The 26,070-nt window shown below is 65.4% G+C and carries 26 protein-coding genes; 20 read left to right on the top strand and 6 right to left on the bottom strand.

Going from position 1 to position 26,070, the window contains the following annotated elements; all coding sequences use genetic code 11:
• Nucleotides 1–2: 2 nt before the first annotated feature.
• Together ABGN05_RS10375 and ABGN05_RS10370 are read left to right on the top strand one after the other, a co-directional pair.
• On the top strand, nucleotides 3–884 hold the full coding sequence (locus ABGN05_RS10375; protein WP_367953932.1) for a branched-chain amino acid ABC transporter permease: 882 nt from the start codon (nucleotides 3–5) through the stop codon (nucleotides 882–884).
• Nucleotides 884–1,858: a branched-chain amino acid ABC transporter permease gene (locus ABGN05_RS10370; protein ID WP_367953931.1), complete on the top strand. Its 975-nt coding sequence runs from the start codon at nucleotides 884–886 to the stop codon at nucleotides 1,856–1,858. The genes ABGN05_RS10375 and ABGN05_RS10370 overlap by 1 nt, the downstream gene beginning before the upstream one ends.
• 50 nt (nucleotides 1,859–1,908) lie before the next feature.
• On the opposite strand, the gene ABGN05_RS10365 is transcribed toward ABGN05_RS10370, so the two are convergent.
• A complete protein-coding gene (locus ABGN05_RS10365) occupies nucleotides 1,909–2,688 on the bottom strand; it encodes an IclR family transcriptional regulator (protein ID WP_367953930.1) in 780 nt (259 codons plus the stop codon).
• 386 nt (nucleotides 2,689–3,074) lie between these two features.
• On the opposite strand from ABGN05_RS10365, the gene ABGN05_RS10360 reads away from it, so the two are divergent.
• From ABGN05_RS10360 to ABGN05_RS10330, 7 genes are all read left to right on the top strand, one after another.
• Nucleotides 3,075–3,851 carry an SDR family NAD(P)-dependent oxidoreductase gene (locus ABGN05_RS10360; protein WP_367953929.1) on the top strand — a complete coding sequence of 259 codons (777 nt, stop codon included), beginning with the start codon at nucleotides 3,075–3,077 and terminating at the stop codon, nucleotides 3,849–3,851.
• Between the two features lie 93 nt (nucleotides 3,852–3,944).
• Nucleotides 3,945–5,159 carry an ABC transporter substrate-binding protein gene (locus ABGN05_RS10355; RefSeq protein ID WP_373695926.1) on the top strand — a complete coding sequence of 405 codons (1,215 nt, stop codon included), beginning with the start codon at nucleotides 3,945–3,947 and terminating at the stop codon, nucleotides 5,157–5,159.
• A 66-nt stretch (nucleotides 5,160–5,225) separates the two neighbouring features.
• Nucleotides 5,226–6,143: an SMP-30/gluconolactonase/LRE family protein gene (locus ABGN05_RS10350; protein ID WP_367953927.1), complete on the top strand. Its 918-nt coding sequence runs from the start codon at nucleotides 5,226–5,228 to the stop codon at nucleotides 6,141–6,143.
• On the top strand, nucleotides 6,128–8,242 hold the full coding sequence (locus ABGN05_RS10345; protein ID WP_367953926.1) for an acetate--CoA ligase family protein: 2,115 nt from the start codon (nucleotides 6,128–6,130) through the stop codon (nucleotides 8,240–8,242). Before ABGN05_RS10350 ends, ABGN05_RS10345 begins: the two co-directional genes overlap by 16 nt.
• A 17-nt stretch (nucleotides 8,243–8,259) precedes the next feature.
• A complete protein-coding gene (locus ABGN05_RS10340) occupies nucleotides 8,260–8,793 on the top strand; it encodes a nuclear transport factor 2 family protein (RefSeq protein ID WP_367953925.1) in 534 nt (177 codons plus the stop codon).
• Nucleotides 8,794–9,024: 231 nt separating this feature from the next.
• Entirely contained in the window at nucleotides 9,025–9,480 is a 456-nt protein-coding gene (locus ABGN05_RS10335; protein ID WP_367953924.1) for a flavin reductase family protein, read from the top strand.
• Between the two features lie 26 nt (nucleotides 9,481–9,506).
• Nucleotides 9,507–11,108, top strand: a complete 1,602-nt coding sequence (locus tag ABGN05_RS10330; RefSeq protein ID WP_367953923.1) for an SDR family oxidoreductase — start codon at nucleotides 9,507–9,509, stop codon at nucleotides 11,106–11,108.
• Nucleotides 11,109–11,147: 39 nt separating this feature from the next.
• Here the strand turns inward: ABGN05_RS10330 and ABGN05_RS10325 are convergent, their stop codons facing one another.
• On the bottom strand, nucleotides 11,148–12,335 hold the full coding sequence (locus ABGN05_RS10325) for an NADH:flavin oxidoreductase/NADH oxidase (RefSeq protein ID WP_367953922.1): 1,188 nt from the start codon (nucleotides 12,333–12,335) through the stop codon (nucleotides 11,148–11,150).
• 260 nt (nucleotides 12,336–12,595) lie between these two features.
• On the opposite strand from ABGN05_RS10325, the gene ABGN05_RS10320 reads away from it, so the two are divergent.
• Nucleotides 12,596–13,618, top strand: a complete 1,023-nt coding sequence (locus tag ABGN05_RS10320) for an NADP-dependent oxidoreductase (protein WP_367953921.1) — start codon at nucleotides 12,596–12,598, stop codon at nucleotides 13,616–13,618.
• Between the two features lie 293 nt (nucleotides 13,619–13,911).
• On the top strand, nucleotides 13,912–14,265 hold the full coding sequence (locus ABGN05_RS10315) for a YbaN family protein (protein WP_367953920.1): 354 nt from the start codon (nucleotides 13,912–13,914) through the stop codon (nucleotides 14,263–14,265).
• Between the two features lie 57 nt (nucleotides 14,266–14,322).
• Here ABGN05_RS10315 and ABGN05_RS10310 read toward each other — a convergent pair whose 3' ends face one another.
• Nucleotides 14,323–14,757, bottom strand: a complete 435-nt coding sequence (locus ABGN05_RS10310) for a pseudoazurin (RefSeq protein WP_367953919.1) — start codon at nucleotides 14,755–14,757, stop codon at nucleotides 14,323–14,325.
• A gap of 188 nt (nucleotides 14,758–14,945) precedes the next feature.
• Between ABGN05_RS10310 and ABGN05_RS10305 the strand changes: the two genes are divergently transcribed.
• The 8 genes from ABGN05_RS10305 to ABGN05_RS10270 all read left to right on the top strand — a co-directional run bounded on the left by ABGN05_RS10305 (nucleotide 14,946) and on the right by ABGN05_RS10270 (nucleotide 22,770).
• Nucleotides 14,946–16,373, top strand: a complete 1,428-nt coding sequence (locus tag ABGN05_RS10305) for an FAD-dependent oxidoreductase (protein ID WP_367953918.1) — start codon at nucleotides 14,946–14,948, stop codon at nucleotides 16,371–16,373.
• 133 nt (nucleotides 16,374–16,506) lie between these two features.
• Nucleotides 16,507–17,295 (top strand): transporter substrate-binding domain-containing protein, encoded by a 789-nt coding sequence (locus tag ABGN05_RS10300; protein ID WP_373695925.1) that lies wholly within the window; start codon nucleotides 16,507–16,509, stop codon nucleotides 17,293–17,295.
• Nucleotides 17,292–18,137, top strand: coding sequence for an amino acid ABC transporter permease (locus ABGN05_RS10295; RefSeq protein WP_367953916.1), 846 nt, complete (start codon nucleotides 17,292–17,294; stop codon nucleotides 18,135–18,137). Before ABGN05_RS10300 ends, ABGN05_RS10295 begins: the two co-directional genes overlap by 4 nt.
• On the top strand, nucleotides 18,134–18,760 hold the full coding sequence (locus ABGN05_RS10290) for a class I SAM-dependent DNA methyltransferase (RefSeq protein WP_367953915.1): 627 nt from the start codon (nucleotides 18,134–18,136) through the stop codon (nucleotides 18,758–18,760). Before ABGN05_RS10295 ends, ABGN05_RS10290 begins: the two co-directional genes overlap by 4 nt.
• 470 nt (nucleotides 18,761–19,230) lie before the next feature.
• Nucleotides 19,231–19,764 (top strand): MgtC/SapB family protein, encoded by a 534-nt coding sequence (locus tag ABGN05_RS10285; RefSeq protein ID WP_367953914.1) that lies wholly within the window; start codon nucleotides 19,231–19,233, stop codon nucleotides 19,762–19,764.
• Between the two features lie 60 nt (nucleotides 19,765–19,824).
• Nucleotides 19,825–19,947 (top strand): hypothetical protein, encoded by a 123-nt coding sequence (locus ABGN05_RS10280; RefSeq protein ID WP_367953913.1) that lies wholly within the window; start codon nucleotides 19,825–19,827, stop codon nucleotides 19,945–19,947.
• A 54-nt stretch (nucleotides 19,948–20,001) separates the two neighbouring features.
• On the top strand, nucleotides 20,002–21,411 hold the full coding sequence (gene leuC, locus ABGN05_RS10275; protein ID WP_367953912.1) for a 3-isopropylmalate dehydratase large subunit: 1,410 nt from the start codon (nucleotides 20,002–20,004) through the stop codon (nucleotides 21,409–21,411).
• 159 nt (nucleotides 21,412–21,570) lie between these two features.
• The gene (locus ABGN05_RS10270; protein ID WP_367953911.1) at nucleotides 21,571–22,770 is read left to right on the top strand and encodes a GGDEF domain-containing protein; all 1,200 of its coding nucleotides are present in this window, start codon (nucleotides 21,571–21,573) and stop codon (nucleotides 22,768–22,770) included.
• Between the two features lie 16 nt (nucleotides 22,771–22,786).
• On the opposite strand, the gene ABGN05_RS10265 is transcribed toward ABGN05_RS10270, so the two are convergent.
• From ABGN05_RS10265 to ABGN05_RS10255, 3 genes are all read right to left on the bottom strand, one after another.
• Nucleotides 22,787–23,635 (bottom strand): COG3904 family protein, encoded by an 849-nt coding sequence (locus tag ABGN05_RS10265; protein ID WP_367953910.1) that lies wholly within the window; start codon nucleotides 23,633–23,635, stop codon nucleotides 22,787–22,789.
• 2 nt (nucleotides 23,636–23,637) lie between these two features.
• A complete protein-coding gene (locus ABGN05_RS10260) occupies nucleotides 23,638–24,969 on the bottom strand; it encodes a hypothetical protein (RefSeq protein WP_367953909.1) in 1,332 nt (443 codons plus the stop codon).
• Between the two features lie 93 nt (nucleotides 24,970–25,062).
• Nucleotides 25,063–25,440: a hypothetical protein gene (locus ABGN05_RS10255; RefSeq protein ID WP_367953908.1), complete on the bottom strand. Its 378-nt coding sequence runs from the start codon at nucleotides 25,438–25,440 to the stop codon at nucleotides 25,063–25,065.
• Between the two features lie 137 nt (nucleotides 25,441–25,577).
• On the opposite strand from ABGN05_RS10255, the gene ABGN05_RS10250 reads away from it, so the two are divergent.
• Nucleotides 25,578–26,054 (top strand): GNAT family N-acetyltransferase, encoded by a 477-nt coding sequence (locus tag ABGN05_RS10250; RefSeq protein ID WP_367953907.1) that lies wholly within the window; start codon nucleotides 25,578–25,580, stop codon nucleotides 26,052–26,054.
• The last annotated feature ends 16 nt before the right edge of the window (nucleotides 26,055–26,070 follow it).

Genomic DNA, 26,070 nt, shown 5'->3' with positions numbered 1-26,070 from the left:
CAATGTTCGATGGCATCAGCACGCAACTGCTGCTCGGACAGATCCTGATCGGCCTGATCAACGGCTCCTTCTACGCCATGCTGTCCATGGGGCTCGTCATCATCTTCGGCATGATGCACGTCATCAACTTCACCCACGGCGCGCAGTACATGCTGGGAGCCTTCTGCGCCTGGCTGCTGTTGAACTATCTGGGCATCGGCTATTGGCCATCGCTTGTCCTTGCGCCCTTGGCCGTCGCGCTGTTCGGCATCTTTCTTGAGCGCGTGCTGTTGCGGCCTCTCGCCGGACTGGACCATCTCTACAGCCTGCTCGCTACCTATGCCGTCGCCCTTATCGTGGAGGGGCTGGTGCGCATCAAGTACGGTTCGACCGGGCTGCCCTACGACAACCCGATACCCGGCGGCGTCAATCTGGGCTTCATGTTCATGCCCTACTACCGGCTCTGGGTGGTGGCTTTTTCTATTGTCACCTGCGTGGGCACGTGGCTGCTGATCGACCATACCAAGCTCGGCGCCTATCTGCGCGCGGCCAACGAGAACCCGCAGATCGTGCAGACCTTCGGCATCAACGTGCCCAAGCTGATGACGCTGACCTACGGGTTCGGCGTGGGGCTCGCCGGTCTCTGCGGCGTCCTGGCGGCACCGATCTACCAGGTCTCGCCCTCGATGGGCTCGAGCCTGATGATCGTCGTCTTCGCGGTCGTCGTCATTGGCGGCATGGGCTCCATCATCGGAGCCGTCGCCACGGGCTACATGCTCGGCATCGTGGAAGGCCTGACCAAGGTGTTCTATCCGGAGGCCGCGAGCGTGGTTATCTTCCTCTTCATGACGGTTGCGCTCTATCTGCGCCCGCAAGGCATCTTCAGCGGGCGGGAGGCGAACTGATGAGACTTCCGCTTCTCGCCGCCGTGGTCGCGGTCGCGCTTCTCCTCGTGGCGCCCTTCTATTTCTACTCCGTCACGCTGATGACGATCATGTGCTTCGTCGTCTTCGCCTGCTCGTTCAACCTGCTGCTCGGCTATTCGGGCCTGCTGTGCTTCGGGCATGCGATGTTCTTCGGCGGCGCCGCCTACATCACCGGTCACCTGCTCAAGACGACCCCAATGTCGCTCGAACTGGCGATCCTGTGCGGCGGCATCTTCAGCGGCCTGCTCGGCCTCCTGATCGGAGTGCTGTCGATTCGCCGGCAGGGCATCCAGTTCGCGATGATCACGCTCGCCTTCTCACAGTTCGTCTACTTCATCTTCCTCCAGTCGTCGTTCACGGGTGGCGAGGACGGAATGCAGGCCATTCCGCGCAATGCGCTCTTCGGCTTGTTCGACGTCTCCGACAATGCGGTCTTCTACTATGTGGTGCTGGCAGTGACGCTGGTCTGCGTCTTCGTCTACTACCGCATCGTCCATTCGCCGTATGGCGAAGTCCTGAAGGCCGTCCGTGACAACCAGCCGCGCGTCGAGTCGCTCGGCTTCAACCCCGAGCGCGTCAAGCTGCTCGCCTTCGTGCTTTCGGCCACGATGGCCGGCATCGCCGGCGGCATGAAGGCAACGGTCTATCAGTTCGCCACGCTCACCGACGCATCCTGGCCGATCTCGGCCGAGGTCATCCTGATGACGCTGCTCGGCGGCCTGGGCACGTTGACAGGCCCGATCTTCGGGGCAGGCATCATCATCATGCTCAACGACTATCTCGCGGGTTTCGGCGAATGGGCACTGATCAGCCAGGGCGTTATCCTGCTCGTGGTGATCGTCTTCTTCCGGCGCGGTTTCGTCGGCGAATTCGACGCGCTGACGCGATACCTGCGCGGCCGAAAGGCCGAAGCCGCGGTCACCAAGCCGGAAAATTCCGTCCAGGCGCTCTGAGCCTCCACGGGATTCCCCAATTCTCGCGTGCAACCCCGGGGCTTTCTTCTTCAGAATTCGATGTCGATGGGCTGGTCGAACGGGTCGCTCGGCGCGACCGACTTGGCCGCGCGCTGGAGGATCGCGAGGTAGCGCTCGCGGTTCTGCCGGACCCGTTCGGCGGCGCCACCCACGCCGATCGTGGCGGGCTGGTTCTGGATCGTGATCGGCAGGAGCACGCAGACCGTGCCGCCGCCGAGGAACGGGATGTTCTCGGTCCAGGCGTAGCCCTGCTGCCGGATCTCGCGCACCCGCTCCATCATGTCGGAAATCTTGACGCGGTCGGCTGCGCGGGGCGTCGCAATATTGGCGCGGCGCACCGTGTTGTCGATCTTGTCGTCCGAGAGGGTCGAGAGCAAAAGCCAGCCGACGGCCGACTGCGTGAGCGGGCGCAGTGTGCCTTCATCCACGTGGAAGCGCAGCGCATGCACCGACTGGATGATCTTGACGTATTGTAGATAGACGTCGTTGCGTGTGTTGATGGACGCGGTTTCGCCCGTCGCGGCGTGCACGTCCCGCAAGGCTTCCAGCACGCGCCCCGTACCGAACAGCGCACGCGGCACCCAGTCTCCCAGCGCAGTCACCTTTGGGGTCGGAAAATAGAGCCTCTCCTTGCGGTCGAAGTTGAGGTAGCCCAGCGTGACGAGAGTCTTGAGGAGCACGGTCGTGCTCGATTGCGGATATCCGAGAGCAAGCGCGATCTCCGACATCGCGCGCGGCTGCCTGAACAGTTTGAAGTACTCGAGTATCTCGATGGCCCGCGTCGCGGACTTGACCTGAGAATTCTGCATCGAACGCTCCTCCCAGCGATCGTCATTTTCAAGAATGTGAAACTGCTCGCTACGTAGGAATTGCTTCTGGCCTCACCGCACTGCGCATGACAAGCTGCCTTTCGTCAAGGCCGGATACCTTCCGGTCCTGGGAGGAACGGAAGACGGGCGCCTGCGGGCAAGCCCGCTCTGGGGGGAAAACCGAGCCATGCCGGCCGGGTCTTCCCGGGACTTTCGATCGATGTCGGACGGCGGTCAGGACGCGGGTTTGGATCTTTCGCACGAGGTGCGGAAGGGAAAGCGATGAATCGCGCCGCGCGCGATGATCGCGGCGATGGTCTCGCGGCTTCGAGCGAGGCCGAGGCAATTGTGGGCGGTGGCTTCAGAGCCGTCCGGGTGGAGCAGGAATGCCGGAAAGGACGCGCATGTCGGGGCGGCTTGAAGGTCTTGTGGCACTGGTCACGGGAGGAGGACGCGGGATCGGTCGCGCCATCTCCGAAACATTCGCGCGTGAAGGCGCCGCGGTGGGCGTCCTCGACCTCAAGCCCGAAATCTCGAGTGAAGCGGCGGATGCCATCAAGAACGCGGGTGGAAAAGCGATCCCGCTCGTCGGCAACGTCGCCAATCGGGCCGATGTGTTCGCCGCCGCCGCGGCGCTGTCCGATGCTTTTGGTCCCGTCACGGTGCTCGTCAACAATGCCATGTGGAACCGTTACGGCTCGCTTCTCGAGCAGGACGAGACGACGATCGGCCGCATGATCGACGTCGGGTTCAAGGGCGTCGTATGGGGATATCAGGCCGTGGTCCCGCAAATGCGGGACGCCGGAGGCGGATCGATCATCAACATCGCGTCGCCGGCGGCACTCATCGCGCTGCGTCACGGCATCATGTACAGCGCCGTCAAGGCAGCCGTTCAAGCCTCGACACGCTCGGCCGCGGCGGAGTTCGGCCCGATGAACATCCGCGTCAACGCCATTGCGCCGGGTTCGACGCGCACCGATGGCGCCAATCGCGTCGTCGACGAGGCCGGCTGGGAACGGCGCAGGCAGAAAGTGCCGCTCGGACGGCTCGGCGAACCGGAAGACGTCGCCAACGCTGCGCTCTTCCTCGCCAGCGCGGAGTCGACCTGGGTGAGCGGCGACATGATGCTCGTCGACGGCGCCATGACATTTGCTTTTTCGTGAGATCGGCCGGCGCGACGCGCCGGATGTGCAACCCGCTTCCGGCGCGGTGAAGATTGTCCGGAAACCAAAGTGGAGGAGAATGAAATGAAGAAGATCAAGGGTTTCGCGGCCTTCGCCGCAGTGCTCGCAGGCTCGACGGTGCTGGCTTCGGCGGCGCTGGCTCAAGGCATCTCGGGCGACGTGATCAAGATCGGCATCATGGCCGACCAGTCCGGCCCCTACGCCGACAATGGCGGCCCGGGTTCGGTCGAGGCAGCCCGCATGGCGATCGAGGATTTCGGCGGTGAGATCGACGGCAAGAAGATCGAACTGGTCATCGCCGACGACCAAAACAAGCCCGACATCGGCGCGGCCATCGCGCAGAAGTGGATCGACGAGGAAGGCGTGGACGCCATCGTCGGCGGTTCCGCCTCCTCCATCGCGCTCGCCGTGCAGACGATGATGGCCGAGAAGAAGAAGCCCTACATGCTGGCGGGAACCGCCTCGTCCTCGCTCACCAACGACGCCTGCACGCCCTACAGCATGCAATGGGTGCTCGACACCTATTCGCTTCCCAAGGCGACGGCGAAATCGTTGGTGGAAGCGGGCGAGGACACCTGGTTCTTCATCACCGTCGACTACACGTTCGGCAAGCAGTGGCAGGCCGATACGACAAAATTCATCGAGGACGCCGGCGGCAAGGTCGTGGGTTCGGTCCTGCATCCGCTGAACTCGAATGACTTCTCGTCCTATCTCCTGCAGGCGCAGGCCAGCGGCGCCAAGGTGATTGCCCTCGCCAACTCCGGCTCCGACTTCGCCAACGTGATCAAGCAGGCGCAGGAATTCGGCATCACGGCCGCCGGCCAGAAGCTCGCCCCCCTCGGCGTGCAGATCAACCAGGTGCACGGCATCGGCCTGCAGGTTGCGCAGGGCCTGCAGATCGTTACGCCCTTCTACTGGGACTCCAATGACGAGACGCGGAAATTTGCCGAAAGATTCCGCGAGCGTTTCCGGGGCCGCACGCCCAACGAGACGATGGCCGGCACCTACAGCGCCGTCAATCACTACCTCAAGGCCGTCGCTTCGACGGGCACCGACGAAGGCGAGGCAGTCGTCAAGGCGATGCACGAGACGCCGATCAACGACTTCGAGATGAAGGACGTGACGATCCGGGCGGACGGCCAGTCGATGCGGCCCATGTACGCCGCCACCATCAAGAGCCCGGACGAATCCAAGGGCGACTACGACTACTACACGATTACCGGAACGGTCCCGGCGGAAGACGCCTGGCGTCCCGCCGCCGAGAGCAACTGCCCGCTGCTCAAGTAAGCCTCCCAAGGCTCGGGGTGGAGGAGATTTCTCCTCCACCCATCCCTTTCACTGGCCGGCCCGCACATGACGATACACTATTCCCTCGTCTCCGAGACGCCGGACCTCCTCGGCGAAAGTCCCGTCTGGGACTACGACAACAAGCGGCTCTACTGGGTCGACGGCGTGTCGCGCCGCATCCGCTGCCATGTTCCGGCTTCCGGTGCGTTCCAATCCTGGGATACGCCCTCGATGGTCGGCTCGATCGCGCTGGGCGAGGGGGGCACGCTGGTCGTGGGACTGGCCGACGGCATCTATCTGCTCGACCTCGCGTCGGGTGGTTTCTCGCCGCTGATGATACCGGAGCCGGCTGACCGCAAGGTACGGTTCAATGACGGCAAGAACGACCGCTACGGGCGCTTCCTTTGCGGCACGATGGGTGTCAACGCGGACCCGCTGGGCAAGCTGTGGCGAGTGGACCGCGAAGGCCGCTCCAGCGTTTTTGCCACCGGCATCCGGATATTCAATTCGCTCTGTTTCAGCCCCGACGGACGGACAATGTATTTCTCCGACAGCCTCGACCGCACGATCAGGGCTTTTTCTTATGGTCCGGGCGATGCCGAAATCGGCGATCCGCGAATTCTCGTCGATACCGACGTGTTCGATTCGGGACCGGACGGCGCGACTGTGGACGCGGAAGGCTGCCTGTGGGTCTGCCTCGTGCAGGTCGGGAAAATCGCCCGCTTCACGCCCCGCGGAAAACTCGATCGCCTGATCGATGCTCCGACGGACATGCCCTCCTGTGTGAGTTTCGGCGGCGAGGACCTGTCGACCCTCTACGTCACCTCGATCAAGGATTCGGGCTCGGGCCGCGCGATTTCGCGCCACCCGCAGGGCGGATGTCTCTACGCCATCGAGGGGCTGGGCGTCCGCGGTCTCCCGGAAGCACGTTTCGGTGTACCCCTTCTCCAGGAGGACGGGACCGACCGATGCTCGAGCGAATAGACACCCTCGCCCCGCTGTTGGCGCCGAACTCGGTTGCGTTGATCGGCGCTTCGGACGATCCACAGCGCATCGGCGGCCGTCCGCTGCGCTATCTCCGCGAAGCCGGCTTCGCCGGGGCCGTGTTCCCCGTCAATCCCCGGCGCGACACCGTGCAGGGGCTGCGCAGCTATGCCTCGGTGGCGGACCTGCCGGAGACGCCCGACGTTGCGATCCTCGCAGTCCCGGCTGCCGGAACTCTAGAGGCGGTGCGCGCCTGTGCGGCGCGCAAGGTCAAGGCCGCGATCGTCTTTTCGGCCGGGTTCGCGGAGGCCGACGAGGCAGGCCGTGCCCTGCAGGAGGAGATGACCGGCATCGCCCGCGAAAGTGGCATGCGGCTGCTCGGTCCAAATTGTCTCGGCGTCTTCAGTCCCGCGACCGGCTGGTACGGCACCTTCTCCGCCATGCTCGACGGGACGCTCATGCAGCCCGGCCCGGTCGGCATCGTCTCGCAGAGCGGCGCCTACGGTTCGCACATTGCGCATCTGGCGCGGCAGCGGGGCATGGGCATCGGCAAGTTCATCACGACCGGCAACGAATGCGACATCGACGTGGCCGAAGCGTTGCGCTGGACCGTGGAGCAGCCCGACATCAACGTGGTGATGGCTTACGCGGAAGGCATCCGCAACCGGGACGTTTTCCTCGATGCGCTCGATCTGGCGCAGAAGCGGAAGAAGGCGATCGTCTTCATGAAGGTCGGCCGGTCCGAGGTCGGGGCTCACGCTGTCAGTTCCCATACCGCCGCTCTCGCAGGCTCCGACGCGGTCTTCGACGCCGTCTTCCGGCAATACGGGGTCTGGCGTGCCCGTACCACGAACGAACAGCTCGACGTCGCACAGGCATGCGCACGTGGCGTCTATCCCAAGAGCAACAAGATCGGTATTTTCACGCTGTCGGGCGGTTTCGGCATCCAGATGGCCGACGACGCGGAAGCGGCAGGCCTCGACGTCGCGCCCATGCCGGAACAGGCGCAGCGGGAACTCAAGGCCTTGCTGCCTTACGCTTCGCCGCGCAATCCGGTCGATGCGACCGCGCAGGCGCTGACGGACCTGCCGTTGATGACGAGCTACGTGGCGGCGATGCTCGAAAAGGGTGGCTACGATTTTTTCACCGGCATCTTCGGAAGCGGACCGGCGAGCCCCACCTTCGCGGACAGACTGCGCGAAATGCTGGAGACGGCTTCCCGCACCTCCGTCTCCACGATCATGTCGCTCACCATGTCGGCGCCGCGTGAAATCGTCCGATCCTACGAAGCCGATGGTTTCATCGTCAACGAGGACGGCACCGCGCTTATGACCGCCCTCGGAGCGCTGGTGCATTTCCGCAAGAGTTTCGATCGGGCCGAAGCAAAGAAGGGCGGTCCGGAGGTCGCATCTCCCGTCGACCTCCGCGCAGGTCCGCTGGGCGAACACCAGGCCAAGAAGATCCTTTCCGCGGCGGGTATCCGCTTTCCCGCCGAGGCGCTCGCGGGTCCGGGTGACGATGTTGGCGCGGTGGCGGCTACCATCGGCTTTCCGTGCGTGATCAAGGTCGCCTCGCCGGATATCGCCCATAAGACCGAGATTGGCGGCGTTGCGATCGGCATCGCCAACGAAGCGGAGGCGCGGAAGGAGGGCGCGGCGATCCTGGCGCGCGCGGCCGAGCACCGGCCGGACGCCCGGATCGACGGGCTTCTGATCTCGCCCATGATATCCGGTGGTGTCGAGGTGATCGCGGGTGTTTCAATGGACCCCTCGTTCGGCCCCGTGGTCATGTTCGGCCTCGGCGGCATCTTCGTCGAAGTCCTGAAAGACGTCACTTTCCGCGCCGCGCCTTTCGACATCGCCGAAGCGCACCGGATGATCCGCGAGATCCGGGGATATCCCATGCTCGAAGGCGTTCGCGGGGCACCGCCGGCCGACATCGATGCCCTCGCCGACTTGCTGTCGGCGCTGTCGCGCTTTGCCGCAGCCAACGAACGATCCCTGGACAGCATCGATCTCAATCCCGTGCGCGTGTTCGAGGCGGGGAAGGGCGTCGTGGCGCTCGACGCGCTGATCGTAACGCGCAGCTCCACCCCATGAACGCCGGAGGACCAGGCTTGAGCGAGTCCAGACTCACCGAACTTCTCGATCGCGAGGCCATCCGCGACAACATCTACCGCTATTGCCGCGGTATCGATCGGGCCGACGAAGCGGCACTGCGCGCCTCGTATTGGGAAGACGCGCACGATTGCCATGGCGCCTATGACGGTCCCGCCGAAGGTTTCATCCGTCTTGCGCTGGAGATCTTCAAGAGCGGCCCGCGCAACGTGCACCAGGTGGCCAACATCCTGATCGAGTTTGCGGGACCCGACGTGGCGGCGGTGGAAAGCTACTTCACCGCGCTACAGCGCGGGCCAGACGCCAAGGGTGTGGTGCGGCAGTTCCTGCTGGCTGGACGTTACTGCGACAGGTTCGAGAAGCGCACCGGTGAATGGCGCGTGGCACGGCGCACGGTCGTCTACGACTGGGTGGAAGAGCAGGGACCGCCTGAGACAGACGAAGCGACACGCTTCGGTCCGCGCCAGCCGATCGGTGCACCATCGCCGAACGATCCCATCTATGCGCTGCTCGCCGAGCTCTCGCGGGGCTGAGCGTCACATCGACCACGGGAGCGGCCGCCGCTCCCATCTCATGAAAGCCGGTCCCGATCGGCGTCCCGATCACAACGCGAGCGACGGAGAGGCGGTGCAATGTCTTCCCCCCGGCCAGGGCGCCCGGACGCAAAGAGCCACCGCGGACAGACGAGGCGAGACGGCGGAATTGCGCGGCAAGCCGGCGAAGGGCATCTACGGGCTGCGGGCGAGCGCGAGTTCAAAGCCGCAATGCGGCAGGTGGCGAGCGCGGTATTCGTGCTTACCGCTCGATCCGGCGAGGAAGCGAACGGCCTGACCTCGGCTTCGCTCTGCTCGGTTTCCGCCGAGCCGCCGCTCGTGCTGGTCAGTCTCAACCGGGATTCGACGGCCGAACGCCTGATCGCCGAAAGTGGCGCATTCGCGATCAACTTCCTGACCGAGGAACAGCACAGGATCGCGCGGCTCTTCACGGGCGTGGAGACCACGCCCGAGGAGCGTTTCGCCGAAGGCCGCTGGGACCGGCTTGTTACCGGTGCGCCTGTGCTCGATGGCGCGTTGGCCACCTTCGACTGCCAGGTCGAGACGCAGCTTTCGCACGGCACCCATACAATCGTCTTCGGCAGGGTCCTCGCGGCCTTGTCGCTCGACGAGGAAGGCCTGATCTGGCGAGACGGGTCTTTCCGCCGTCTTGCGCCAGTCGTTTGAAGCAGCAGTCCGCAAGGGAGCACGCCATGGAAGATAGCCGAAGAGTGGTGGTCGTCACCGGTGCGGCCGGCGGGATCGGCCGGGCGCTGGTCGAGCTTCTTGCCTCCGACGGCGACCTCGTGGTCGCGGTCGATCTGACCGGCACCGACGTCGCGCAAGTCGCCGCCTCGCTCGGGCCGGAACACGTCGGACTGACCTGCGACGTCTCGAGCGAGGCCGACATCCTCGCGCTCTTCGCGCAGATCGACGCTCGGTTCGGCCGGATCGACGTGCTCGTCAACAACGCCGCCATGGGACCGACGATGGCACCCACGATCGAGACGGGGCTCGATGCCTTCCGCAAGGCGATCAGCGTCAATCTGGTCGGACCGTTCGTGATGGCCCGAGAAGCTGCGAGCCGGATGAAACCGGGCGGCGCCATCGTCAACACCGCCTCGCTGGCGGGTGTGCTCGGCAACCCGCGCCGCAACGCCTACGCCGCCTCCAAGGCCGGACTGATCTCGCTCACGAAGTCGCTTGCCTGCGAATGGGCGGGTCGCGGCATACGCGTCAACGCCGTCGCGCCCGGATATGTCCGCACGCCCATGGTCGCGGAGCTCGAACGGCTCGGCAAGGCCGATCTCGCGGCGGTTCGCAGGCGTGTCCCGATGGGCCGCATGGGGCGGCCCGACGAGATCGCACAGGCGCTGCGGTTCCTGGCTTCGGACCGGGCTCGCTACGCGACGGGATCGGTGCTCGCCGTCGACGGCGGCTGGGCCTCCTTCAACCAGCCGGGCGATGCGCATGCGCCGGTCGACGGAACTCCGGCGGAAGAACTCGCGCTCCCCGACCTCCCGGACAACGGGCGCATCGTGGCGGTGACGGGCGCCGCCCGTGGCATCGGTGAAGCGATCGCGCGGACTTTCGCCGCCAACGGAGATACGGTGGTGGCGCTCGACCAGGATGGGGCAGGCGCGATGGCGCTCGCGAACTCGCTTGGCTCGCCGCATCTCGGTCTCGCTTTGGACGTGACCCTGGAGAAGCCTGTCGTGGAGGCTTTCGAGGCAATCCGGGCCCGCTTCGGCCGCATCGACTTGCTGATCAACAACGCGGCGATCGCCGACGCCTTCAAGCCGGCCCTTGACCAGTCACCCAGCGACCTGGAGGCGGTGCTGGACGTGAACCTTGCGGGCGCCTTCCTTTGCAGCCGGGAAGCGCTGAAAGCGATGGGGTCGGGTGGAATGATCCTGAACGTCGGATCGATCAACACTTTCCTGCCGTTTGCGCCGCGGCACGCCTACGGCGCATCGAAGGCCGGCATCGACATCCTCACCCGTTGCATGGCGGCCGAACTGGGTCCATCGGGAATCCGGACCGCGACGATTGCCCCCGGTTACATCCGGACGCCCGGGGTGGCGGCACTCGAACGTGAAGGCCACATCGACACGCTCGCAATCCGGCGCCGCATCCCGATGGGAGACCTGGGCCGGCCTGAAGACATTGCGGATGCGGCCCTGTTCCTCGTTTCGCCCGAGGCATCTTATGTGAACGGCTCGATTCTCTACGTGGATGGCGGATGGACCTCGTTCGGCAATGCCGGCAATGCATGCATGGTCGGCGGTGATACGGCGACCGAGGCGGCGGAGTAACAGGCCACGCACGTCGACCAGGTTGCCTCCGCGTCATCCTCAGGCTGAGTTCGGCCGATCCCAGGACGATACGCTTCGCGGGCGATCCAGCTGGAGGCGGGTTGCCGGGGCGCGCGAATGCGGGTGAACGTGCGAAAATCCCAGCCAGTTGTTGGGACGTGCGCGGATGTATTGCGGCGGATATGCGATGTCGTCGCCGAGTGCCGCCGCGGCATGGAGCCCCCAGCGCGGATTGTCCAGAAACGGCCGCGCCAGCGCGACGAAATCGGCATCCCCGCTCGCAATGATCGCCTCGGCCTGGTGCGGATCCAGGATCATGCCCACGGCCATGGCGGTCATCCCGATCTGCTTTCTCACGGAGGCCGCGAACGCAACCTGGTGCCCGGGCGTCGCCGGCGGGATCCTTATGCCGGGCGCGATGTTGCCGGACGACATCACGACGTAGTCGACGCCAATGGATTTCAACTCCGCGGCCAGCGCGAGAGCGTCTTCCAGCGTGGATCCGTCCGGATGCCAGTCCGTGCTGTTCAGACGAAACCCGAGGGCACGCTCGCGCGGCCAGACCTTCCGGACTGCTTTTGCGACCTCACAGGCGAACCGGTTCCGCTTTTCGATCGTCCCGCCCCAGTCATCGGTTCGCCGGTTCGTGATCGGAGAAAGGAACTCATGGATCAGATAACCGTGGGCGCCGTGGATCTCGACGAGGTCGAAGCCAGCCCGCACGGCGCGTTCGGCGGATCGGGCAAAGGCGTCGATGATGCGGCGGATGCCGGTCTCGTCCAATTCCTGCGGCGTCTGCCAGCCTTCGTCGAACGCGAGTGCCGACGGTGCCAGCGGTTTCCACGGCCCCTCTTCCGGCGGCAAGGGTTCGCCGCGCCAGCGTTCGGGAATCGTTCGGGTCGCCGCCTTCCGGCCGGTATGCGTCAGCTGAATGCCGATTTTCGCAGAGGAGAGCGTCCGGAGATTTCCCACCAACTCGCTCAACGCGCTTTCTTGAGCGTCATCGTACAGGCCCATGTCGCCGCGCGTGCCGAGGCCTTGGGGCTCGACCGCCGTAGCTTCTACGATGACGAGACCCGCGCCCGAAATCATCATCTGACCGAGATGCACGAGGTGCCAGGGCTGCGCGATGCCGTCCACGGCGCTGTACTGGCACATCGGCGAAACCACGAGGCGGTTCTCGAGGCGAAGGCCACCCAGAAAACCCTCCGAAAACAGCACGCTCATCACATCCTCCCTGAATTCATGCGACGTTGGCAGTTCAACGGGGCGGATGCCACTGCGAAGAGGAAAGCCTGCGCAATTTCAGGAACATAAATTTCATCACAGCCACGGGATCGAACGCGATGCTGGTGTATAGGAACCTCGAAGCACGGCAGCCGTGGTGTCAGGGTCGGCTTCCCTTCCCTCTCACGGGGGTGGCGTAGGCGGCCGGCGGCGGTGCGGCTGGGACAAGCAAGATGCGCTTGTGCATCGGAGGAACCGACTTGAAGAACCGACAGATCTATTTTTTCCGCCGGCCGGACGGCAACCCGACGGCCGAGGTCTTCCAGGAGCGCGTGGTCGATGTCGGCGTACCGGGCGACGGCGAGATCCTTTGCCGAAACCTGACTGTCTCGGTCGATCCCTACCTGCGGCTCAAGATGTACGAGCGCCGCAGCTATACGCCGCCACTGCGGATCGGCGAGGCGATTCCGGGTCGGGCGGTCGCGGAGATCGTGGCGTCGCGAGCGCCCGGCTTCGAGCAGGGCGAACGGGTCGCGATCTATGGCGGCTGGCAGCAATACGCAGTCGTGCGTGCCCAGGCCGCAAGGAAGATCGATCTGGCGAGCTTTCCGGCGGGCGCCTGGCTGGGACCACTGGGAATGACCGGCATGACCGCCTATGCCGGCCTCACCCGTATCGGCAAGCCGCAGCGAGGCGAGACACTGGTAGTCTCGGGTGCGGCCGGCGCGGTGGGTGGGCTCGTCGGACAGATTGGACGTATGATGGGATGTCGCGTCATCGGAATCGCCGGCAGCGCAGAGAAGTGCCGTATCGTTCGCGATGAATTCGGCTTCGACGCGTGCCTCGACTATCGGGAGCCGGACCTTGCGGGGCGGCTCGAGAGCGTCTGCCCGGAAGGCTGTGACATTTATTTCGACAATGTCGGCGGCGAGATTTCCCGGCAGGTCACGGCCCGCTTCAACGACTTCGGCCGGCTCGTGGTCTGTGGCCTCATTTCTCAGTACAACGGCCAGCAGCCGGCGGAGGCGACGGCGCAGGACGAGTTCATGCGCCTTATCCTGACGCGAAGGCTGACCGTCCGAGGCTTCATCGTTTCCGATCTGGAAGGCGAGTGCCCGGAATTCGAAGAAACGATGGGCGGCTGGCTTCGGGCCGGAAAAATCGTTCACCGCGAGCACCCTCGGTACGGTTTCGAGCAGATCGTGCCGGCCTTCCTCGGATTGCTCTCCGGCGAAAATACCGGCAAGTCGATCGTTCATATTGCAGAAGAGAAATCGGCCTAGCGGCGCGTTTTTCGCGTTGTGTTCAACGAAACAAATGAAGCGCGTAATGCCTTCGACGAACGTTCAGAATTGACAAGCGATTCCGTCGGATAGGCGGACAGTCGCGGATGCTTGGGTACTAGCGTTCGGTGGACCTCAGCTCCACCAGTGGCAGTAATTTTTCGAGTTTCCCCTCAAGCATGGCGCCGCTGGCCGCGTGCGCGCCCTTGCCTGTCCGTCCGACACGAACCATTTGCTTGGGAACGCACCTGCCGGCAGGCGCGGGCGGTTTCGTGTCTCGAAAGGGGGAGCCGATGAGATATGTGTGGCTTTCCTTCGGCGTGATCTGCGTCGGTCTCGGCGGCGCGGGCGCAGTGCTGCCGCTGCTGCCGGCAACGCCGTTCCTGCTGCTTGCCGCCTGGGCGTTCGCCAAGAGTTCAGACCGGTTCCACGACTGGCTCATGGATCATCCGACACTTGGTCCGCCCATCGTCGCATGGAAGACGCGGCGGGCGATCTCTCGCAATGCCAAACTGTTGGCCATGGCGTCGCTCGCAGCCAGTCTCGCGATCTCGATCCTGGCCGGAGTGTCCTCGACGATCCTGGCTATCCAGCTTGCCGCGCTCGTCGCGGTAGCGGGCTTCATCCTCACCCGCCGCGAGGCCTGAGGCGAGGATGAAGCAGGAGTTTCGGCTGAAGGGTCGCGGTCTACCAGCCGCAGTCCGCTACTGGACCTGATCGAACAGTTCCGCGAAAGTCTTCTTGGCCTTTCCGGTCTGCTTGACGGCCTTCGCCTCTTCGAGGTTCACCGCGTTCCCGACCTGGACCAGCAGCACCATGCCCATGGCGTAGTGGGGCAGGCACTTGACCCCGTAGACGCCCTCCTTGTCGAGGGTGACCGAGACTTCCTCATTGGTCTTGCCCTTGAACGGCTCAGCACCTTCGGGGATCATGCCCTTCATGGTCTCGGCATTGTGCCCCTTGTCGACGGCCACGAAACGGAGCGTGTCGCCCGCCTCGGCCCGCACGAAATCCGGCTCGAAAACCATGGCGCCCTTTGCGCCCTTGTTGAGCATCCTGATCTCGTGCTCGGCCGCATTCGCCGCGCCGGCGATCGCCATCGCCGCCCCGAGCGCCAGCATTGCAATCAGTTTCTTCATGTCCGTGGTCCTTTCATTCATCCGCGCGTCGTGTCGCGCCGCCGGGAGAGGGGATAACGGAGAAAGCCGCGAGCCTGTTTGCGCTCGGTCAAACAACGGAAAGGATGTGCGGCAAGGCCACCGGCATCGATCGGCGCCGGCCACCGCCGCCGACGCGCCTCGCGGCGACGCTTTTCGGCATGCGGATCATGAGCCGACGTCCTATCTTCCGGCCCATTCCAGCCAATTCCGCAATCTTCGAGGTTCCCTTGCCGCCAGGATCGATCACCGAACCCGCCCGCCGCACGGACATCGTTCACACGACCGAGATCCTCGTCGTAGGGGCGGGGCCCGGCGGGCTTTCCGCAGCTCTGGCGGCAGCGCGGGCGGGCGCCGAGGTGACGCTCGTCGAGCGTTTCGGCTGCTTCGGCGGCAACATCACCGTGGTGGGCGTAGAAGGCTTCGCCTGGTACCGCCACGAAGCGACGGTGGAGGCGAACGGGATCGGACGCGAGTTCGAGGAACGCGCCCGCCAGATGGGGGCGGCCGTGCCCGAGAGCCAGTCGCTCAGCTACGAGATCGACAGCGAAGGCTTCAAGCTCGTCGCCGACCGGCTGGTCGAGGAGGCCGGCATCCATCCCATGCTGCACCGCAGCTTCGTCGCCCCCGTCATGGAGGGCGACCGGGTGGCGGGGATCATCGTGGAGTCCAAGGCGGGCCGCGAGGCGATCATGGGCAAGGTGGTGATCGACGCGACCGGCGATGCCGACGTCGCCCATCGCGCCGGAGCGCCGACCGTGAAGACGCCGGTCGAGGAGATGCAGGCCGCGAGCGTCATGTTCCACCTGGCGGGCGTCGACAAGAAGGTCTTCATGGCCGAGGTGGCGGCCGATCCGCAGACGTACAAGGACTGGTCGACGGGAGAGTGGACGGTCGAGACGGACGGTAAGGAGGACGACATGTTCTCGCCTTTTCTCAAGAAGCCGTTCCGCAAGGCGATCGAGGAGGGGCTGATCCCGGCGCATCTCAGCACCATTGCGGGCACATGGGGCGCCGTGCACGACAGCGGCGAGCTGACCTACATGAACCTCGTCCACCTCGCCGGCATCGACGGGACCGATCCCGACAGCATGACACGCGGCGAGATCGAGGGCAGGCGGCAGGCCATGCTTGCCGTCGAGGCGCTGCGGCGCTTCATGCCGGGCTGCGACGGCGTGCGGCTGCGCAATTTCGGCATGAGCATCGGCATCCGGGACACGCGCAAGATCGACGCCGTCTACAACATGACCGAGACTGACGCGCGCCGGCAGGGCCGGTTCGAGGACACGATCGGCATCTATCCGGAGTTCATCGACGGCTACGGCGTGCTGATCCTGCCCACGACCGGGCGCTACATGCACATCCCCTACCGCGCCATGCTGCCGAAGAAGGTCAAGGGGCTGCTGGTCGCCGGCCGCGCCATCGGTGGCGACCGCATCGCGCATGCGGCGACGCGCAACATGGCCTGCTGCGCGGTGGCCGGCCAGGGTGCCGGCGTGGCGGCGGCACTGGCGGTGAAGGCGGGCCTCGACGTGGCGGAAGTCGACCTGGCGGCGGTCCAGGCGGAACTGGTGCGCCAGGGCGTCAGGATCCACTGACGCCGGCTCGCCCGCGGAGCGGCGGAACTCCACGCCGCCACGGCTTGCGCGCCGGCGCAGGCGGGGTAAGCTCGAAGCCTGCTCACTTCCATGCAAGCGCCCGTTTCACAGGAGACCCGCCGTGACGAACCTCTTGAGACCACTCTTCGCCGCCCTTGTTGCCGCCGCGCTTTCTCCCTTTGCCGCGAGCGCGCAGGCTCTGCCCGACCTCGGCGGGCGCGACGTGGTGGTGGTGACCGAAAACGCCTATCCGCCGCTGCAGTTCGTCGACCCGAAGACGGGCGAGGAGATCGGCTGGGAGTACGACGCGATGAACGAGATCGCCAAGCGGCTGAATTTCGACGTCGCCTACCAGAACACCAGCTGGGACGCGATGATCCAGGCCGTCTCCGACGGCCAGTACGATCTCGGCATGACCGGCATCACGATCAAGGAAGACCGCAAGGAGAAGGTCGATTTTTCCGATCCCTACATGCGCTCCGAGATGTTCATGCTGGTGCGCGGCGACGAGGAACGATTCAACGACGCCAAATCCTTCGCCGCCTTCGACAAGGGGTTGGTCGGCGCGCAGGCCGGCACGACGCCGTTCTACGTGGCGGTCTATGACGTCCTGGACGGCAACGAGGCCAATCCGCGCATCAAGCTCTTCGAGACCTTCGGCGCATCCGTGCAGGCGCTGAAGACCGGCGACGTCGACGTGGTGCTGACCGACGGGACGGCCGGCCAGGGTTACGTCGATGCATCGGACGGTGGCCTGAAGCTGGTCGGCGCGCCGCTCGGCACTGAGGACTTCGGCTTCATCTTCCCCAAGGGATCCGACCTCGTGGCGCCGATCAACGCGGCGATCGCTGCCATGCGCGCCGACGGCACGCTGGACGCCCTGAACCGCAAATGGTTCCTCGACTACAAGATGGGCGAGTGAGGCCGGCTACCGATCTGGCTGCGCAGCCGAAGCCCGCTTCCGGCAAGGAATTCCCGTACTGGCTGGCCGCCGCTGCTTTGATCGCGGTCGCGGCCGCCCTGGCGATTGCCGCGAGCGACCTCTATTCGCAGGTCTTCGGCGTGGTTGCGAAAGGCATCGGCATCACGGTTTTCGTCACCGTCGTGGGTTTCGCGCTCGCCTGCCTGATCGGTCTCGGGATCGCGCTGATGGCGCTGTCCGGATCGGTCGTGCTGCGGCAGGTCGCGCGCTTCTACGTCGAGATCGTCCGCGGCATACCGATCCTGGTGCTTTTGTTCTGGATCGCCTTCGTCGGCGCACCGGCGCTCGTCGTCGGCTGGAACTTTCTCGCCGCGCCGCTGCACCGGGCAGGTATCGTCGAGCCGCTGCTGGTGCGCGACGTGTCGCTCTTGTGGCGGGCGATCATCGCATTGACGATCGGTTATTCGGCCTTCATCGCGGAGGTTTTCCGCGCCGGCATCCAGTCGGTCGACGCAGGGCAGGTCGAAGCCGCCAAGGCGCTCGGCCTTTCGCCCTTCCAGCGGTTCCGGCTGGTCGTCCTCCCGCAAGCGGTCCGCATCATCCTGCCTCCGCTCGGCAACGACTTCGTCGCCATGGTGAAGGATAGCTCGCTGGTCTCGGTGCTCGGGGTCGCCGACATCACCCAGATGGGCAAGATCTACGCGTCCGGCTCCTTCCGCTTCTTCGAGACCTATTCGATCGTCGCATACGTGTATTTGCTCCTCACCGTCGGCCTCTCGCTGGCGCTGAGGGCGCTGGAGCGACGTCTGCGGCGAGCCCAGGAAATGAAAGGATCGTCATGACCGACAAACGCGCCCTCGATCTCGTCTATGCCGCGAGCACACCGGGAGAACTGGCGCACGCCTACGCCGCCTGGGCGGCGAGCTACGACCGCGAGACGGCGGAACTCGGCTACTGCCTTCCTTTCCTGATCACGAGCTGGGTCGCACGCTACGTCGAGAAGGGCGAAGGTCCCCTGCTCGATGCGGGCTGCGGAACCGGATTGACCGGCCCGTACCTCAAGGCGCTGGGCTACGAGGCCATCGAAGGGCTCGACCTGTCGGCCGACATGCTGCGCATCGCGGAAAGCCGCGGAGCCTACACCGCCCTCAGGCAGGCCGAACTCGGCCAGGAGCTTCCTTGGCCGGACGGGCATTTCCGCGCTGTGTTCTCGACCGGCGTCTTCACGGAAGGACATGCCCCCGCGGCGGCGCTCGACGACATCGCCAGGATCACGAAGCCGGGCGGACACGTGATCCTGACCGTTCGCGACAGCATTCTCGAAACGGGCGGTTTCCGCCGGAAGTTCAAGGAACTGGAAGCGTCGGGGAGGTGGCGCGCCGTCGAGGAAAGCCCCCCGTTCCGCGCCTTCGCCATCGCGGAACCGGAGGTGTTGGTGAAGGCATTCGTTTTTCGGGTCTCCTGATCGCGGTCGCTGGGGCTCATTTCGAGATTGGAGTTCCCGCTTTTTTCGATGGGATTTCCCTGCGGCCCGGACCGTGCATACTGGCCGCATATCCGCGATCCTGACGAAGGCATTCACCGATGATCACGCTCACCGCCACCATCCGCTGCAAGCCCGGAGCGGAAGACGCTGTGCGGGCGGCCCTGGTGGAGGTCGGCGACTTTGCGGCGAAGAACGAGCCGCGCACCCTTTCCTTCTTCGTCACCGCTGGTGACATAACAGGCGTTTTCGTCACCCACGAGCGTTTTGCAGACCCGTGCCGCGATGGAGGCTCACAATGCAGGCGCCGGCTCGAAGGGCTTCTTCGCAGCGACGGAGGGTTTGCTCGCCGGGGTCGACGTCGTTACCGGCTCCGAGATATTTTCTGCGACCTGACCCTGCCCGGGAACCCGGCGCTTTCCCGGCAGTTTGCCCATTCGCGCAGGTTCACGATGCAAGAACTACTCGACGACATCGGCCACTCGTCCTGGCTGCCTTTTTCCGTCATCGCGGCCCGCCTGACGCTGGCGGCACTTCTCGGTGCCGTGGTCGGCTTCGAGCGCGAGTGGCGGCAACGTCCGGCGGGTCTTCGCACCCACATACTCGTGGCGCTCGCCGCCGCGCTCGTGGCCATCCTGTCCGTGGAGATCACTCGTTCCGCCTATTTCGAAGTTGACATCGTGCGCATGGATCCGCTGCGCGTCATCGAAGCGGTTACGGCGGGCGTCGCCTTCCTGGCGGCAGGGCTGATCGTCTTCGCGAAGGGCGAAGTCCATGGCCTGACGACGGGTGCCGGGATGTGGCTGGCCGGCTCCATCGGCCTCGCTTGTGGGTTCGGCTTCTGGGGAATTGCCGTCTACGCCACGGTGCTGGCCATCATTGTCCTGACGCTCCTCCGTATCGTCGAGAGGAAGCTGAACATGAAGGAAGAGGGCGACGGCCTGCACGAGCCGACCCGGGCGGAGACCGAGCGGCCGGAAGAGTGAAGCCGAAACCCTGATGCGAAATGTTTGCTGGCAGGCCCCAATGTTGCTATGTGACGGGCCATGGAAGCACTTTTCGGCGACCCGACCTACACGCGGTTCGTCCTGCAGGACAGGAAGCGCCTGCCGGCGCGCTTTTTCGCGCGCATCTCGGGACCGCTGAACGCGCGACTTCGTCTTGCCTGACGACGCCGCGGCCGCCGCGCCGATCTCCCGACACGCTTTCACCGGAACAGCACAATGACCACACCACGCACGCTTTACGACAAGATATTCGACGACCACGTCGTCGACCGCCAGGAAGACGGTACCTGCCTGCTCTACATCGACCGGCACCTCGTGCACGAGGTGACCAGCCCGCAGGCCTTCGAAGGCCTGCGCATGACCGGGCGGCAGGTACGCCACCCCAAGAAGACGCTCGCCGTCGTGGACCACAACGTGCCGACCTCGCCGGACCGCAAGTTCGGCATCAAGAACGAGGAAAGCCGCATTCAGGTCGATGCGCTCGCCACGAACGCCGCCGATTTCGGCATCGAGTATTACGACGCCGCCGACGTGCGGCAGGGCATCGTCCACATCATCGGTCCAGAACAGGGCTTCACCCTGCCCGGCATGACGATCGTGTGCGGCGACAGCCACACCTCCACGCATGGCGCCTTCGGCGCGCTGGCGCACGGCATCGGCACATCCGAGGTCGAGCACGTTCTCGCCACCCAGACGCTGATCCAGAACAAGGCCAAGAACATGCTGGTGCGCGTCGACGGGCAACTGCCCGAGGGCGTCACGGCAAAGGACATCATCCTGGCCATCATCGGCGAGATCGGCACGGCCGGCGGTACCGGCTACGTCATCGAATATGCCGGCGAGGCGATCCGAGCGCTGTCGATGGAAGGCCGCATGACGGTCTGCAACATGTCGATCGAAGGCGGTGCCCGCGCCGGCCTGATCGCGCCCGACGAGAAGACCTACGAGTACATCAAGGGCCGGCCCAAGGCGCCGACCGGCGCCGCGTGGGATATGGCCAAGGCCTATTGGGAGACGCTCAAGACCGACGAGGGCGCTCATTTCGACAAGGTCGTCGTGCTCAATGCGGCCGAACTGCCCCCGGTCGTGACCTGGGGTTCCTCGCCCGAGGACGTGGTCTCGGTGACGGGGATCGTGCCGGACCCGGAAGCCATCGCCGACGAGAACAAGCGCAATTCCAAGCGCCGCGCGCTGGAGTACATGGGCCTTCAGCCGGGCACGAAAATCACCGACATCGAGCTGGACCGCGTTTTCATCGGCTCCTGCACGAACGGCCGCATCGAGGATCTCAGAGCCGCGGCCAAGGTCGTCGAAGGCCGCAAGGTCAATCCGCGGGTCGACGCCATGGTGGTGCCAGGCTCGGGCCTGGTGAAGGCACAGGCGGAGGCCGAAGGTCTCGACCGGATCTTCAAGGACGCCGGCTTCGACTGGCGCGAGCCGGGCTGCTCAATGTGCCTGGCCATGAACGACGACCGGCTGAAACCGCACGAAAGGTGCGCCTCCACCTCGAATCGCAATTTCGAGGGCCGGCAGGGCTTCAAGGGCCGCACGCATCTCGTGTCGCCGGCCATGGCGGCGGCCGCCGCGATCGCCGGCCGCTTCGTGGACATCCGCGACTGGAAGTGACGATCGGGCAAGCCGCCGTCGTGGCGGCTTGCCGCTCCCTGCCGGAACGACCGCGCTCGCGTGCGGGATCTTCCCCGCCAGTCCGGCGGCAAAACGCCGATTAACGAGTTTTTGGTCTCCCTGCCTTATCGGTCTTTTCCATTAGGTGTGGGAACCAAGATGAGTCAGGCAGAATACATCCTTGCCATCAACCTTCTGGTGGCAGGGCTCTTTGCGAGCGCGTTTGCCTGGGCGGCGACCTACGAGAAAGTTAGCCGGCCTGCTCGCTGGATCGCCGCCGGCTTCATCCTGGGTATGGCGAGCTACGGGGCCGAATGGCTGGTGTCGGTTGCCGAGGACGCGCGCTTCTTCGTCTTTGCCTCCTTCTCGCTTTCGATCACGGCCTTCGCATTCTTCAATGCGGGACTGGGCCGTACCTACCGGCAGCCCATTCCGTGGCGTTTGCTCGCCGGCATCCTTATCGTGTCGCTTCCGCTTAACCTCGCGATCTACGATATGCCGCGTTCATTGTTCGTGCGCGACTTCCTGTACCAGGCTCCGTACTTCCTGATGCAGGCCGTCGCGGCCTGGATCGTTGCGCGCACGCCAAATCCGCGCTCCCTCGACAGGGCACTGTGCGCCCTGCTCGTCGTCAGCAGCCTGCACTTCCTGGGCAAGCCGTTCCTGGCAGAAATGTTCGGAGTGGGCGATCGTCCGCAAAACTATGTCGATACGTTGTACGGGGTCCTGTCACAGTCCATGGGCGCCGTCCTGATCGTAGCGGTGGGGCTGATGATGCTCGTGATCCTCTTGCGCGACGTGCTGACCGAAGTGACGGTTAGATCGGAGACGGATCCTCTCACCGGCCTGCTCAACCGGCGTGGTTTCGAGCAGCGGGCGCGGGCGATCGGACAGCATATGGCAAAGCCGAACCTGCCGGCATCGATCGTCATCTGCGACCTCGATCACTTCAAGTCGGTGAACGACCGATTCGGACATGCCGTCGGCGACAAGGTAATCGCAGCGTTTGCGAGGCAGTTGCACGAGGCGGTTTCGGAAAACCACATTGCCGGACGCATCGGCGGCGAGGAGTTCGCCGTCATCCTGTCCGGTGTCGACGGTCCCGCGGCGAGACTGTTTGCGGAAGGCGTCCGCAGCGCGTTCGCCGCGACCCCGATCGAGGGCGCACCCCATGGTCTCAGGCCCACCGCCAGCTTCGGCGTCGCGGAACTTACCCGGACAGATACGCTCTCCGACATGCTCCGGCGCGCCGACCTCGCGCTCTACGAGGCCAAGGAGGCGGGGCGGGACTGCGTGCGGGTCGCCCGGCCCTACTTCTCCGGCACTTCAGAAGACCGGCGCTCCCACCGCGACGGATGAAAGGTCCGCCTGCGCCCTACTTCGCCGCGACCTGCGCGTTCCCGGTGGCAAGCCCGTAATCCCGCATCTGATCGGCCGACAGATAATAGAGCGAGCGCGGCGGCGTATCGAGCGCGTGCAGCCAGAGCGCCGCGTCCACGCCCATGGCGGCGAGATGGCGCGAGATGCGCGCGGTGGTCGCCTGGGCGTCGGCCATCGCCTGTGCCGGATCGGACGGTTCGGTGCTGGCGGAATAGAACTGGTGCACCCCGACGGCGGCCTTGGCGCTGATCGTCCGGTTGGTTCCGCCCGCGAGGATCAGCGGGCAGGAGGAGGCGCACAGCGCGCCGTCCTCGACCTCGGTGGCGAGCCCGCGCTCGCGGATCAGCGTGGCCATCCCGATGGCGTCGTCGAGCGACCCGCCGGGCGAATTCAGCGACACCGTCTTGACGTACTCGCCGCGCGCCGCGAGTTCGGCCTCGAAACGCGCCTTCGACCCAGTATCTATGTAGCCTTCGACAGCGAGCAGGCCGCCTTGCCGCAACGCGAAGACGACAGGCGCACGGAGCGCCGCCTCGTCGGTGGTGACATTCTCGCGCGGGTCGACCGTCGCCGACGCATCGTCCCCGCCCCTGACGGTCACCGCCGGGGGCAGCACCGCCGGCGCGGCCAAGTGACTGGTCGGTTCGCTGGAAAACAGCGGCTGATTGCCCCACAGGTCCTGGAAGTCGAAGACCAGCACGCCGACGGCTCCGGCGAGCAATCCGCGAAACGCCCAGCGTATCACCTCGCCTTCGTCGAACCGGCCAAAATAGCGCAGCAGGACATTCTCACGCCCGGTTTGTCCGGGGATCGCCGGGCTGCCGGCAAGGTTTGCGTCTTTCACGCTCACGGGTCCTGCCTCTTGCGTTCGGAAAAGGGAATGGGGGTGACGTTTTCGCCGGCGGACGGACGGGTATGGACGGTCGCGACAGCCGGTTCGACGTCATTCGGCGCCACCGCGACTTCCTCCACGGGTGCCGCTGTGGCGCGGCGCGCCAAGAGCGCATCGTGGAGTTCCAGCGAGCGCAGCATGTCCGCGGCGGTGATCCGGTCGGCATCGGCGAGATTTTCGTCGCCGCGCCGGATCGCGCCCTGGACCACGCCCATGATGGCGACGAGCACCCCGGGCAGGAGATCGATCGAGATGGCGCCGGCCCAGCTCGGAATGAAGTCGCCGGCGTAACGCAGCACGGCCTCGGCCGCCGAAAGGGGCACGTAACGCCGCTCGGTCACCTTGGGCTGAGCGAGGATCTCGGCCGCCGCGTCCGACAGGGCCTTCGACTGCGCGTCGACCGAGGCGCGGATCGTCGCCATCACCTGGTCCTGGCGGCCGGCGAGGTCGGCCGTACTTCCGTCGGCCACCGGAGCGATGAAGCCTCCGGAGAGGTCCTGCGCGGCGCGCGCGACCGACGGCGCAACCGAGGTCTGTTCGAGGGAGGCGATCACGCCGGCGAGCGCCACGGCCTCTTCCGCGAACCGGTCGGACCGGGGCGCGATGGCGCCCGATTCGGAGACGAGCCCGCGCATGGCAGCGAGGCGTCCCTGACCTTCCCGGAAGAGTTCGGAAACCACCTCCTGGGTGGACCGAATGTTGGCTTCGAGTTCGCGCATCTGCGCCGACATCTGCGTGAGGAGCTGGACGACGCTGCCCGAGCCCGAGGTGCCGGTCAGCGCTCCCGAACTGCGCTCGTCGTCGGCCAGCCGCGCGAAACGCTCTTCCGCGCGCTGGATGTCGGGCAGCAGCGACAGCGCGCCGAGCGCGTTGGTGTTGGCCTGGTCGAGGTCGGCGGTGTAGTCCTCGAGCGTCTCCGCCAGATGCTGCTCGACGGCGGCCGAACCCGCCAGCGCCGCAGCGTTGAGCCAGGACGACATGGCAATGATCATCGCCGAGCCCAGCGCCATGATGCCGAGGAGCGCCAGACGCGAAGAGCCGTCGCGCATCTCCGGAAGGAAGCGCATGAGATACGTCCAGAAGCCGTAGATGCCGACCGACACGGCCGCCGAGTAGATGACCGCCGCGAAGAAGACGATCGCGGCGGTTCCGTCGAGCAGGCTGCGCACCCCGAGATAGGTATAGACGCCGGACGCCAGCGCGAGCGTGGCGAGAACGAACCGCGTCATCGTCTCCAGCGACGCGGAATGGTCCTTCAGTCGGCGGGCTGTCGCGGCGTCACTCATGCGCACTCCGGCTCCGGTTCATCCTTCGTTAACCTTCCCGGCCGGAATTGGAGCAAGAAAGGTGTCGAAAAGAGGGCCAGACGCGGCTTGGTCCTACCGGCAGGGATGCCGCAGAACGGGCACCACGTTGTCGGCCAGCCCGTACATGTAGCTGCGCCCGTGGAGGAGGACGCCGGGCGCGCGGCACGGCCGCTCGTAGCCATATGCGTCGTCCGTCTCGTCGAGATAGACCACGTCGGCGCTGCCGGTTCTCGTGTAGGCCGCCAGTTCCTGCGCGAGGTGGCCCTGCCCGACCACGATCCGCTTGTACCCCGCCGGGCTGCGGATGATCAGGTTGCCGAAACTGTCGGCATAGACGTGATCGTGAAGACCGCCGGCAAGCACGGCGGACGATGTCGCGATGCTTCCCGCTGTCGCCGCCAGAACGACTCCGCAGAGTCCACCGACGATGGATTTCAAATTCAAGCGCATGGCTCGTGTCCTTTCCTTCCAGGCTTCGAGCCTCCTCGGACCCGAACTTAACGCTTTCTTAACCAAAGTCACCGGGGAAGGTGCCGGACTGCGCCAGGCAATTGACAGACATGGTTAATATCCCCAAAGGAATCCGGATGATCAAACAGACCGCCACCCCACAACCCGCCGTCGAGATCGCTCTCCTGCGTCTCAAGGATGCCCTTGATTTTGCGCCGCTGCTGGCGGCCTACGCACAGGCGCTGAAGCGCGGCGCGCCGCGCCGTCCCGACCAGTACTATGCGGAATCGCTGCTGCAGGACCGCACGGCCGAGGTGCTCGGCGCGCGCATGGACGGGCAACTCGTCGGCTTCGCGGTCTTCACGGATCTTCCCGAGCCGGTGTCGGGCATGCGCTGCGGCGCCTGCGACCACATCTACGTCCACCACGATCACCGCAACAAGGGCATCGCCAAGGCGATGGTGGACGTGCTCGCGGACCAGGCGGAGGAGCGCGGCTGGACCAAGCTCATCCTGAATGCGCCGCGCCAGCCCGAGGACGGCAGGAAGCTCTACGAACAGATCGCCGCGCCGGCGGACTGGACGAGCTACGTCATCCGCTTCGACGGCAAGTAGGCTGCCCGCCCTCCCC

Origin of the sequence: Aquibium pacificum (assembly GCF_040839445.1) — a bacterium.
GTDB lineage: Bacteria > Pseudomonadota > Alphaproteobacteria > Rhizobiales > Rhizobiaceae > Aquibium > Aquibium pacificus.
Note: the sequence above shows the minus strand (reverse complement) of the source record. Positions and strands in the feature narration are given on the sequence as shown.

Bases quoted from the DNA above. Each gene is read 5' to 3' on its own strand.
- ABGN05_RS10375 (WP_367953932.1), top strand. From the start codon at position 3: ATGTTCGATGGCATCAGCACGCAACTGCTGCTCGGACAGATCCTGATC.
- ABGN05_RS10370 (WP_367953931.1), top strand. From the start codon at position 884: ATGAGACTTCCGCTTCTCGCCGCCGTGGTCGCGGTCGCGCTTCTCCTC.
- ABGN05_RS10365 (WP_367953930.1), bottom strand. From the start codon at position 2,688: ATGCAGAATTCTCAGGTCAAGTCCGCGACGCGGGCCATCGAGATACTC.
- ABGN05_RS10360 (WP_367953929.1), top strand. From the start codon at position 3,075: ATGCCGGAAAGGACGCGCATGTCGGGGCGGCTTGAAGGTCTTGTGGCA.
- ABGN05_RS10350 (WP_367953927.1), top strand. From the start codon at position 5,226: ATGACGATACACTATTCCCTCGTCTCCGAGACGCCGGACCTCCTCGGC.
- ABGN05_RS10345 (WP_367953926.1), top strand. From the start codon at position 6,128: ATGCTCGAGCGAATAGACACCCTCGCCCCGCTGTTGGCGCCGAACTCG.
- ABGN05_RS10335 (WP_367953924.1), top strand. From the start codon at position 9,025: ATGCGGCAGGTGGCGAGCGCGGTATTCGTGCTTACCGCTCGATCCGGC.
- ABGN05_RS10330 (WP_367953923.1), top strand. From the start codon at position 9,507: ATGGAAGATAGCCGAAGAGTGGTGGTCGTCACCGGTGCGGCCGGCGGG.
- ABGN05_RS10325 (WP_367953922.1), bottom strand. From the start codon at position 12,335: ATGAGCGTGCTGTTTTCGGAGGGTTTTCTGGGTGGCCTTCGCCTCGAG.
- ABGN05_RS10315 (WP_367953920.1), top strand. From the start codon at position 13,912: ATGAGATATGTGTGGCTTTCCTTCGGCGTGATCTGCGTCGGTCTCGGC.
- ABGN05_RS10310 (WP_367953919.1), bottom strand. From the start codon at position 14,757: ATGAAGAAACTGATTGCAATGCTGGCGCTCGGGGCGGCGATGGCGATC.
- ABGN05_RS10305 (WP_367953918.1), top strand. From the start codon at position 14,946: ATGAGCCGACGTCCTATCTTCCGGCCCATTCCAGCCAATTCCGCAATC.
- ABGN05_RS10290 (WP_367953915.1), top strand. From the start codon at position 18,134: ATGACCGACAAACGCGCCCTCGATCTCGTCTATGCCGCGAGCACACCG.
- ABGN05_RS10285 (WP_367953914.1), top strand. From the start codon at position 19,231: ATGCAAGAACTACTCGACGACATCGGCCACTCGTCCTGGCTGCCTTTT.
- ABGN05_RS10280 (WP_367953913.1), top strand. From the start codon at position 19,825: ATGGAAGCACTTTTCGGCGACCCGACCTACACGCGGTTCGTCCTGCAG.
- leuC (WP_367953912.1), top strand. From the start codon at position 20,002: ATGACCACACCACGCACGCTTTACGACAAGATATTCGACGACCACGTC.
- ABGN05_RS10270 (WP_367953911.1), top strand. From the start codon at position 21,571: ATGAGTCAGGCAGAATACATCCTTGCCATCAACCTTCTGGTGGCAGGG.
- ABGN05_RS10260 (WP_367953909.1), bottom strand. From the start codon at position 24,969: ATGAGTGACGCCGCGACAGCCCGCCGACTGAAGGACCATTCCGCGTCG.
- ABGN05_RS10255 (WP_367953908.1), bottom strand. From the start codon at position 25,440: ATGCGCTTGAATTTGAAATCCATCGTCGGTGGACTCTGCGGAGTCGTT.
- ABGN05_RS10250 (WP_367953907.1), top strand. From the start codon at position 25,578: ATGATCAAACAGACCGCCACCCCACAACCCGCCGTCGAGATCGCTCTC.